Annotated in this window: 13 protein-coding genes; 3 read left to right on the top strand and 10 right to left on the bottom strand. The window is 46.0% G+C overall.

Going from position 1 to position 10,059, the window contains the following annotated elements:
- Nucleotides 1–142 precede the first annotated feature (142 nt).
- A complete protein-coding gene (gene hisD / locus IM450_RS13095; RefSeq protein ID WP_287670400.1) occupies nt 143–1,447 on the bottom strand; it encodes a histidinol dehydrogenase in 1,305 nt (434 codons plus the stop codon).
- Nucleotides 1,448–1,641: 194 nt separating this feature from the next.
- Here hisD and IM450_RS13090 point away from each other — a divergent pair, with 194 nt between their 5' ends.
- The 3 genes from IM450_RS13090 to murB all read left to right on the top strand — a co-directional run bounded on the left by IM450_RS13090 (nt 1,642) and on the right by murB (nt 5,234).
- Nucleotides 1,642–2,328, top strand: coding sequence for a hypothetical protein (locus IM450_RS13090; protein WP_287670398.1), 687 nt, complete (start codon nt 1,642–1,644; stop codon nt 2,326–2,328).
- Between the two features lie 445 nt (nt 2,329–2,773).
- Entirely contained in the window at nt 2,774–4,201 is a 1,428-nt protein-coding gene (murC, locus tag IM450_RS13085; RefSeq protein WP_287670396.1) for a UDP-N-acetylmuramate--L-alanine ligase, read from the top strand.
- Between the two features lie 154 nt (nt 4,202–4,355).
- Nucleotides 4,356–5,234 carry a UDP-N-acetylmuramate dehydrogenase gene (gene murB, locus IM450_RS13080; protein WP_287670394.1) on the top strand — a complete coding sequence of 293 codons (879 nt, stop codon included), beginning with the start codon at nt 4,356–4,358 and terminating at the stop codon, nt 5,232–5,234.
- 186 nt (nt 5,235–5,420) lie between these two features.
- On the opposite strand, the gene IM450_RS13075 is transcribed toward murB, so the two are convergent.
- The 9 genes from IM450_RS13075 to IM450_RS13035 all read right to left on the bottom strand — a co-directional run bounded on the left by IM450_RS13075 (nt 5,421) and on the right by IM450_RS13035 (nt 9,935).
- The gene (locus IM450_RS13075) at nt 5,421–5,966 is read right to left on the bottom strand and encodes a hypothetical protein (protein ID WP_002791843.1); all 546 of its coding nucleotides are present in this window, start codon (nt 5,964–5,966) and stop codon (nt 5,421–5,423) included.
- Between the two features lie 29 nt (nt 5,967–5,995).
- Complete coding sequence (locus tag IM450_RS13070; protein ID WP_002799046.1) at nt 5,996–6,442, bottom strand: hypothetical protein; 447 nt, start codon at nt 6,440–6,442, stop codon at nt 5,996–5,998.
- 6 nt (nt 6,443–6,448) lie between these two features.
- Nucleotides 6,449–6,712, bottom strand: a complete 264-nt coding sequence (locus tag IM450_RS13065) for a hypothetical protein (RefSeq protein WP_079208077.1) — start codon at nt 6,710–6,712, stop codon at nt 6,449–6,451.
- A 301-nt stretch (nt 6,713–7,013) separates the two neighbouring features.
- Nucleotides 7,014–7,295: a HigA family addiction module antitoxin gene (locus tag IM450_RS13060; RefSeq protein ID WP_238141989.1), complete on the bottom strand. Its 282-nt coding sequence runs from the start codon at nt 7,293–7,295 to the stop codon at nt 7,014–7,016.
- Nucleotides 7,296–7,300: 5 nt separating this feature from the next.
- Nucleotides 7,301–7,579: a type II toxin-antitoxin system RelE/ParE family toxin gene (locus IM450_RS13055; protein ID WP_002791849.1), complete on the bottom strand. Its 279-nt coding sequence runs from the start codon at nt 7,577–7,579 to the stop codon at nt 7,301–7,303.
- A gap of 364 nt (nt 7,580–7,943) precedes the next feature.
- Complete coding sequence (locus IM450_RS13050) at nt 7,944–8,336, bottom strand: hypothetical protein (protein WP_002791850.1); 393 nt, start codon at nt 8,334–8,336, stop codon at nt 7,944–7,946.
- A complete protein-coding gene (locus IM450_RS13045) occupies nt 8,333–8,710 on the bottom strand; it encodes a DUF433 domain-containing protein (protein WP_002778608.1) in 378 nt (125 codons plus the stop codon). The genes IM450_RS13050 and IM450_RS13045 overlap by 4 nt, the downstream gene beginning before the upstream one ends.
- 557 nt (nt 8,711–9,267) lie before the next feature.
- Nucleotides 9,268–9,678 carry a type II toxin-antitoxin system VapC family toxin gene (locus tag IM450_RS13040; RefSeq protein WP_002803249.1) on the bottom strand — a complete coding sequence of 137 codons (411 nt, stop codon included), beginning with the start codon at nt 9,676–9,678 and terminating at the stop codon, nt 9,268–9,270.
- Nucleotides 9,675–9,935, bottom strand: a complete 261-nt coding sequence (locus IM450_RS13035) for a hypothetical protein (protein WP_002736321.1) — start codon at nt 9,933–9,935, stop codon at nt 9,675–9,677. Before IM450_RS13035 ends, IM450_RS13040 begins: the two co-directional genes overlap by 4 nt.
- Between the last annotated feature and the right edge of the window lie 124 nt (nt 9,936–10,059).

Below are 10,059 nucleotides of genomic sequence, written 5' to 3'. Positions count from 1 at the left end.
ATGGGAGTGATCGGGGGGAAATTTAGGCACTTTTTCCCTGAAAATTAGGTAATTGGCCACCTCAAAACTGGTAAAACCCCACACCCCACACCCCACACCCCACACCCTACCCCCCGGAAAAACTTTTTGCCGCAAACCCTATTTAGAGTAAAATTTCCCTGTGTTGAATTGCTAATTTATGGGCGGGAAAACCTTCGTACTCGGCTAAAGTTTTCGTGGTTTCTTTTAACTTTTCAAAGCCTTCAGGGGTGACATAAGCCAAAGTGGAGCGCTTGAGAAAATCATAAACCGAAACCGCCGAATAGGAACGGGCAAAACTTCCTGTCGGCAGCACAGCATTGACTCCGATGGCGTAGGTAGCCATAGAGGAAGGAGTATGATTTCCCAGGAGAATTTCGCCAGCATTTTTAATCTTGCCCAGAATGGCAAAAGGATTACTAACTAAAACCTCTAGATGTTCTGGGGCGTACTCATTGACAAAATCGAGGGATTGCTGCAAACTATCGGTTAAAATTATGCCCCCATAGGCGGCTAAACCCGCCTCACAGAATTCCCGTCGCCAATCCGGGAGTTTTTGCAGGTATTCCTGTGCATATTCACTAGCAGAGATCGCCAAATCTTCACAGTGGGTGACTAATAAAGCCGCCGAATCCGCCCCGTGTTCCGCTTCAATTAATAAATCCAAGGCCGCTAAACGGGCATCGGTGGACTCATCGGCCAAAACTATCGACTCACTTGGACCTGCCGGCAAACCCACATCCACAGTACCGAACAGTAACCGCTTGGCCGCCGCCCCATAGACGCTGCACGGACCGGTAATTTTGTCAACCCTTTTAATATTTTTTGTTCCCAAAGCCAAAGCGGCGATCGCTTGTACGCCCCCTAACTTATAAATTTCTCTGACTCCAGCCATGCGTGCCGCCACCAGAGAAACCGGCTCCACGTTGCCCTGTTTATCGGGGGGAGTGCAAACCACCACTCTTTCCACTCCTGCCACCATTGCCGGTATGGCTAACATTAACATCATCGAAGGAAAAGCACCGCGGCCCCGGGGAACGTATAAACCCACATTGGGGATAGGAGAGATTTTTTCGCCGGCAAAGACACCGGTTTCAATTTCTGCCAGTAGTGTTTCTTCCGGCATTTGGCGACGATGTACCTCTTGAATATTCCGGAAAGCCTGTTGAATGGCAGTTTTTACTTCCGGTTCAATTAACTGAAAAGCCTGCTCAAATTCTGCCTCGCTGACTTTGATATTTTCTACCGTCGCACCTTCGTAGTCAAAACGCCGCACATAGTCCACAACGCCGGCATCCCCCCGCTCGCGGATGGTTTCTATCACCGTTTGAGCGACTTTGAGGGCGTTATCAATATCTAACTCGGCTCTTTTCTGAAGTTTTGCCCGTTCCGCGCTACTTAATTGCGAAAGTTTTAATATTCTAACCACTATTGCTGCTCCTACTGCCCCCCGTCCTCTCAAGAATAACGGGGAATCTGATCTTTCTTTTATTGTAACCTTTGGGGGAGTGCCGGCTTTTCAGTGATCAGTAAACAGTAACCAGTAATTTGTTAAGCTAAAAGCTTTATTGCCAGATTCTTTCTCTTGCCTCTTGCCTCTTGCCCCCTGCCTCCTTGTGTATAATGCAGATCATGTTTAAGCTCTCTTGCTGTTCTGTAAATGCGATCGCTCTTAGTTTATTATGGGGGGCGAGTGGTGCTGTGTGGGCAGAAACGGATTTAGACCTAGATCCGAAAATTCGGCAAGAAAGCCCGGTTTTAGAGCGTTGGTTAGAAAAAATACCCGATATCGCCGAAGATATTCGCCGCGATCCCAGTTTTCGCACGCGTATCCGCTTGGGATATGCAGAGTTTCCTTCTAGCGATAATTCCAGTGGCGTGATTTTGGGGGTAGAAGATGTGTTTTTCGGTCAAACCAGTTTAACCCTAAGCGGCGATTATCAGACGGTTTTTAACGGCAATAGGACGGCAATAGGAGGAAATTTACAATACTATCTCCTCCCTGTGGGTGATTATGTCAATCTAGCTCCTATGGTGGGCTATCGTTACATTCAAACGGGAAATTATAGCACCGATGGGCTTAACTTAGGATTAAAGCTCAAATTAGCCCTTTCTCGCACGGGGGCGGCAGATATCACCGTCAGTCAGAGTTTTATCTCCCCCGGTGGTGATAACGAGGTGGGATTGACTACTCTTTCGGTTGGTTATGCGATTACCTCTAATTTACGTTTAGCCGCCGATATTCAAGCCCAAAATTCCCGCGCTCGTAAAGATAGCTCCGTGGGAATTTTACTGGAATGGCTGCCCTAATTAGGGTTTGCGGCAAAAAGTTTTTCCTGGGGGCAAGGTGTGGGGTGCAGGGTGTAGGGTTTTACCGATTTTCAGGACTTTTGGACGTTCAGCGAAGCTCAGTCGGGCCCTGTTCATACCAAATCCGGTTATTAAAGACTGATTATTTATTCCTCCTCTTGCCTTTTGCCTGTCCTGATATGTAGCCTATACTCAACGGATTTAGTATTACTACCCCCTTCCTCTTAGTTGTAAAATACCTACACCTGTCAGGCTCCCCGCTCCTCTCCAATCCCCAACCCCAAAAAAAGGAATTGGGAGAAAAAAATTTAATTCTGCGTCAAGGATTTTGCAAGGTGACTGGGCAACATTTTGGAATTCTGCTCAAATGCCCCTATCATGAAGTTGACTTTACTACCGATCGAGTTTAAAACTTATATAATCGTGGGTTTGAGGAGTGAAAACAGTGAAAAAAGTTAATTTTAACGGCCAACCTTTCCATTTTATCGGTATTGGCGGTATTGGGATGTCAGCCCTCGCTTATATCTTAGCCAAGCGCAATTTACCCGTGTCTGGCTCCGATTTACGTCCTACTCATATCACCCAACGGCTACAGGGAGCGGGAGCGCAGATTTTCCACCGTCAAGAGGCAAATAATTTAGCTTTATTTCATTCTCCTGGCCCTCAAAACAGTAGCCAAACAGTTCCGCAAGTAATCTGCTCCACGGCGATTAATGACCATAACAAGGAATATCAAGCAGCCCGAGACTTAGGATACCCAATTTTTCACCGTAGCGACGTTTTAGCGGCTTTAATCGCTGATTACGACAGTATCGCCGTCGCTGGCACCCACGGAAAAACCACCACTAGCAGCTTAATCGGTTACGTTTTGTTAGAAGCGGGATTAGACCCCACGATCATTGTCGGTGGTGAGGTGGACGCTTGGGAAGGTAACGCTCGTCTTGGTCAAGGTCGTTTTTTAGTGGCAGAGGCCGATGAGTCCGATGGTTCCCTAACCAAGCACGCACCGAAAATCGGCGTAATCACTAATATTGAGCTAGATCACCCAGATCATTACCATAATTTAAGCGAAGTTATCGATACTTTCCATGAATTCGCCCATCAGTGCCAGATTTTAGTCGCTTGTTTAGATTGTGACACGATCGCCGAGCATTTCCGTCCGACAATCAGTTATAGTCTCGATCCCGAAAAAGGTGCCGATTACACCGTCAGCGAGATTATCTATGAACAGGGAATGATGAAAGCTTCCGTCTGGGAAAAAGGCAGTTATCTGGGACAAATGGAAGTGAAAATCCCCGGGCAACATAATATCAGTAATGCTTTGGCAGTGGTGGCCATCGGACGTTATCTCGGTTTAGAATTTGCCGTTATTGCCGATGCGATCGCTACTTTTGCCGGGGCAAAACGCCGTTTTGAACACAAGGGAGAGGCAAACGGCATCACTTTTATCGATGATTATGCCCATCATCCTAGCGAATTGTTGGCCACGTTAGCGGCGGCAAAATTAAAGGTAGAAGGCAAACAGTACCAACGTTCGATCGCCGTTTTCCAACCCCATCGCTACAGTCGCACCACTGCCTTTTTAGAGGAATTCGGCTCCGCTTTCAGTTCCGCCGATGTGGTAGTCTTAACCGATATTTATAGTGCCGGGGAAGTGAATATCAATCACGTCACGGGGCAGCAAGTGGTCGAACAGGTGAGAAAACACCATAAAAACGCCTACTATCACCCTGAATTGAGTTCTTTAGGTCAATTCCTGCTAGAAATTCTCCAACCAGGGGATCTAGCCCTGTTCCTCGGCGCCGGCAATCTCAATCAAGTTATCCCCGAAATGCTCTCTCTTTACCGCGAACAATTAGCAGTTAGAGTATAGGAGTCAGGATTCAGGAGACAGGATTCAGGAGTCAGGAGATTATTTTTATTTATTCTCCCCGCTTCTCGCTCCCTGCTCCTCTGCTCCCCATCTCCCCAACCCCCAATTCATAATTTATAATTCATAATTTATAATTCCCAACCCCTAAAACCCTATGATTAAATCCTCTGTTTCTCTAGCTGATTTCACTTCCTACCGGGTGGGGGGAAGAGCGCAATGGTATGCCGAACCAGTTAATCTAGAGGAATTAAGAGAATTGTTCGCTTGGTGGCAATCGCAAGATTTACCCTTGACTGTTTTGGGGGCTGGTTCAAATTTACTAATCAGCGATCGAGGTTTACCCGGACTTGTCCTCAATACTCGTCATCTGCGATCGAGTTGTTTTGATGCCGAAACTGCTACGATTACAGCAGCGGCGGGGGAACCCCTGCCAAAAATAGCTTGGAGAGCGGCAAAACGGGGCTGGAGGGGCTTAGAATGGGCGGTGGGTATCCCCGGTACGGTGGGGGGTGCTGTGGTCATGAATGCGGGGGCGCACACCTCCTGTGTGGCGGATCGATTAGTGCGGGCGCTGGTATTAAATCCCGATGGTCAGTTAGAAACTTTAAGCAAAGAAGATTTAAATTATAGTTATCGCAGTTCTTCTCTGCAAGGGGATCAACGTTTAGTTATCGAAGCTACATTTCAGTTAGAAGCTACCGATAATCGCGAGGAAATAATGGCAATTACTACCCATAATTTACGCCATCGCAAAAATACCCAACCCTATGATCGTCCTAGTTGTGGTAGTGTTTTCCGCAATCCTAAACCGCAATTTGCCGGGGCTTTAATTGAGGGAATGGGATTAAAAGGTTATCAAATTGGTGGGGCGCAAGTATCAGAATTACACGCTAATTTTATCCTGAATATTGGTTCAGCAAAAGCCTCGGATATTCTGCGTTTAATTCGCCATGTGCAGGAACAAGTGTTCGATCGCTGGTCCCTCTGGTTAGAACCAGAGGTGAAATTTTTAGGGGAATTTGACGGGATTTAATTATTTTTCTCGATAACGGTTGAACTCAGCCACGATAGGCTGGAGTGCGACGGCAAATATTTTTATAATCCTCTAGCATGGTGCGTTCCCCAAAAATCTATTGGTGGGGCAGTAGGAGCCACATTAGGGAACGCACCCTACAGCGATGGGGATCGTACTGACAGTGGGAGCAGTGTAACGGTCTAGTTATGCCGTCTTCGCTTGTGAGGTTAACTTAAGCAGTTCATTAAGCTTATTTTTTAAGTTTTGGGATACCATAAGCGGATTGTAGACTTCTCCTGCGTAGGGTTGCCAAACATAACTAGAACTAAAGGGGCGCAATACTGACAATATTCCTAGCTCTTGTTCGAGTGGTTTTGCTAAAACCAGTCCTGGGATAGATAAGTTAGATGATTCTTCGATAAGCTCGCTGTAAGTTCTAAATTCATCGACTTCAACACCAACCAGTGCATAACGGAATGGGGGAGCAAATCGTAGGGACTGATATAGTAAGATACCTAACTCTGTCATTGAATATGCACTTTCAGGGCTGTCTATTCCCACTTCGCTAAGATTACTTGGTGAAACACGACACCACCAATTTTCTTCTATATCTTGGAATATATCTGTGTGACACTGGCAATGGCGACCAGTTGACAGCAACCATGATATTCCCTCAAAATGCTGAGCAAATTTATAGGCGTTGCTCTCATCCGAACCACATTCTGCCGATAGACTAAATATCCATGCCATTTTGATAGCCTCCCATTGTGTGTATGCCACTAATCAACCTTTTCCCAATATTTTTGGGTGTTTGCCAATGCTGCCTCGTACTTTTCTAGAGCCATTGTAACTCTTGGCATGATGCTAACGTGAGTCGGGCTATCTTGGACAGCCTGTAAATCCCCTGTGATATGGCTATCGTCAATTTGCCATAAAGGGTCTTTGCCAGTTCCACCAAAACTGGCAGGTTTGCGAAATGCTGGTAAACCTTCAATGGATAGGGCAACAGACATTCCCTTTGTGTCCCTAATGGCAACCGTTACAAGATCGCCATGCAACTTACGCTGTGGCTCTGGTAACAAATAGCTTTGTTCATCTAGGCAACCTACTGGCATTTGCTGAATGTTTATATCGATATTAGGTCTAACCCCTAATAATCTGGCACTACGACCAATTTTGGGTCTGTCGTTTTGCTCTGCCATGCCACGATAGTAGAGTTTCGCCATCACCCACTACTTGTATTTTACCTTTAGCTTCATTGTACCTGAAGCACCAACAATAAACTCAATTGGGACACCATCAACGTCTGAAGATAGACCAACACCAGCTTTCTGAGACATTGTAATCTCTATTTCATCAACACCATTTTCTTTTCCTGCTCGAATAATGTCGATCGCTACTTTTCTTTGTTCTGCAATCTCTTTTTCGTTAGCACCTGATGTAAGAAGGGAAATACCGTCCAAAACAAGTGCTACTGGAAGCGCCAAAGGCACCATTGCAAGCTAACTATTCTGCGACAAGAAGGTAAGCGCTTTATGCCGTTTTTCTGGCGTTGTGATGTCAAACTCGTTGGATTCACTCATACTCATTGGCTGGGTTCTATATAGCTATCGATTAACGAAGTGTTGGAATACAAACACAGAATATCACGCCCAAAAGCGTGTTAGCCAGATTAGCCTACTGCTAGTGGAGCAGTAGGAGCCACATTAGGGAACGCACTCTACAGCGATGGGGATCTGCTATGCAGTGCCTTCGGCATCGCACTGGGGTGTTGAGTCCGTCGGCTGCAAACCCTGGTTAGACAACTGATAGCCGTTTGACTTTGATATTGCCAATTGTCTGCTCTGCTTGCCATAGATCGTATTGCATTTGCTGATTGAGCCAACTTTCAGGAGATGTATCGAAAGCTTTCCCTAAGCGAATTGCCATTTCGGGGCTAATACCTGCCCTACCATTTAAGATGGCAGATAGGGTTTTTCGACTTACACCCAATGCTTCAGCAGCCTCAGTCACAGTCAGATTCAAAGGTTCGAGACAAAGTTCTTTAAGAACTTCACCAGGATGTGGTGGATTATGCATTTTCATCAGTGGTAGTCCTCAAGATCGACATCACAAGCATCAACACCGTCAAAGGTGAAAGTGATCCGCCAGTTTCCAGATACTCTCACCGTCCAGGTTCCTTTACGTTGCCCTGCCAGTTGATGAAGTACCAACCCGGGTAAGTTCATGTCTTGCGGTGAAGTTGCAGCACTGAGACGAGCCAGAATCAGCCGAATTCGTTGGGCATGATTTGCCTGAATGCCTCGGGTGGTTCCCGACTCAAAGAACTGCTCTAGTCCTCGATGCTTGAAACTGACTATCATCCATTAAGTGTAACCCATAACGTTACTGGTTACAACCCAACGATAAAAAAATAACGCCTACTATTTTTAATATATCTCGTGGGTGGTGCGTTACGACTACTGGACTATTGATTATACGGAAACTTTCCGTATATCACACCCAAAAGCGTGTTAGCCAGATTAGCCTACTGCTAGTGGAGCGGTAGGAGCCACATTAGGGAACGCACCCTACAAGATCGGCGATCACACTGACAGTGGGAGCAGTCTAACGTTCCCAATCACCCGTCGCAGATAGACTTTGCATCATAACTGATTAGCTTTCGTCGGTCGGTGTGCATTGGGGTTGTTATGCCTTGTCACCAACAGATATGATGCGCCAATCACCTTATGGAATAAACAACCGACCAGCCCCCATATAGTCTTGGATATCGATCACAATTTCTACAAGCCTTTCAACGCAGCGTTCTCGATAGTCAGATTCATTGACCCTATCCGGATCGCCAATCGTAATGATCGGAAATGAAGTCGGTTGATTTTCTTCACGCATTACTTGTTCCAACGAGTCTTCACCCTTCGCATTCCGGTTTGCCGTAAGTAAGAGCATCCCGTTGGTTTGGGCAAATCTCCAAACTACTCGATCATTGCTGTCTGCGGGTAAGCCAACGTCTTCAAATGTCCTCAACCGAATTAGAGCGAGATCTAATAACCCGCTAACAACAAGACTTCCAGAGATCAGAATTGCCTGCCGATTCAAGTTGTAATCAGCCAGAACAATCATTGCTTCTTCGCTTCCCGCTTTGCTCTCCGTTCCTGAAGTTTAGCTCTAACCGCTTCATAGCCTGGACGAGGAGGAGTAGCAGCGATCCGAGCAAAACGTTCGCGATTCCTCTCTTCCCAAAATTGTTTAGTTTCTGCGGCAGTCTTTAAAACCTCCTGATATTCCGCTTCCACTTCTGTTCGATGTGTTTCAATGTAGGAAAGGGCAGCATGAATCTGAGCATCTGTAAGATTGAAGGCATCACGAATAAACTTGGGTGGATACTGAGCTTTGAGATAATCGATTACGTCATACAGAGTAATACGAGTATCCGCAATTGTAAGCCCTCGCTCTGTGCGGATTATAGCTGTTTGTCCATTCGATGCCAGTGCCATAGCAGTCTTAGCTTTTAATCATTTAATTCCATAGTAGCGCACAAAAAAAGCAAGGGGAACCAACGCCCCCCAACGACTGATTCACAAAATCCTTAATCCTCAACCCAGACCTTCAAAATGTATTTCAGCCTCGTTCCTGCATCTAGCCAGTAGTGAACTCCAACATCTGGCAGTTCAGTATCATTTGTGTGAGCGTCACCCCGTCCTATGCCATCATCAAAGGGAGTAATACGGTGTTTGGAAACCTCTTTGTGGAATTCCACCCGTGTTATTCTTGCTCCGGTGCAAGGAAATTTATCGTCTCCTCACTTGCCAAGCATACCAGATTCGTAAGTTCTCGAAACATCAACTGCTAGTCATTCAGCCATAATAAACCTCCTTTTTTGCTGTAACTTTTCCGTATATCACGCCCAAAAGCGTGTTATCCAGATTAGCCTACTGCTAGTGGAGCGGTAGGAGCCACATTAGGGAACGCACCCTACAAGATTGCGATCATACTGACAGTGGGAGCAGTCTAACGGTGGAGTTATACGCCGTTGGAAGCAGGTCTTCGATCATTACACTTGAATGATATCAAAGCTTTCTTTGTTTGTAATCCGATAAAACAGGAAATCTGAATCGATTGTGAGAATTTGCCGATATCCTGTCTTTTCAGCTACCAAGACCAGGGTTGCATCCGCCAAGTCCATGGGGCGATCACGGTATTGCTCCATCAATGCCAACAAACGACTGTAATCACTTTCCTGAATATCGTAAACCACCAGCAGTTTGTCTAAAAGAAGCTGTCCCAGTTGTTTTTGCATTTGCCAACCACCCCGATGCAGCGCAAGGTACATGGCTTCGGTCAGGCATGACCAAGTTGTTAAAAGGGGCGTTTCTAATCGGAGGACTGCGTTTTTATAGGCGTTATGCTGAGACTGAGTTCGATCTACAAGACAAAGTAGGACTCCGGCATCGCACAGGATCATAGATCTAGTCCTTGTTGCCGATATTTTTTGAGCAGGAGTTGCTGATAGTTGCTGACTGGTTGAAGTGGCGTTACGTCTAAATGATCCACCGTCTCAAACCATTGTGACCATCTCTCGACAATTTTTTCAGCAGTTTGGCTGGTATCAGGTTTAGCTTGATGTTTGTGGATAATACAATCAATGAAGTCACTCACCTCTTGCAAGAGTGGCTCGGAGAGTTGGTGCAATTTGGCGATCGCAGTATCACGAGTTGTCATAGGAACTCCTCTATACAGTTTTCTTTATTGTGAGCGTAACGTTAATCGCGTTTAGTTCCTAAGCTATCACGATTTTAAATTGCTGGTTGATAGGAGAGAACAGTACAGGGATTGCCGGGGATTT

This window comes from Microcystis sp. M083S1 (assembly GCF_020246405.1).
GTDB classification, from domain to species: Bacteria; Cyanobacteriota; Cyanobacteriia; order Cyanobacteriales; family Microcystaceae; genus Microcystis; species Microcystis aeruginosa_C.
Note: the sequence above shows the minus strand (reverse complement) of the source record. Positions and strands in the feature narration are given on the sequence as shown.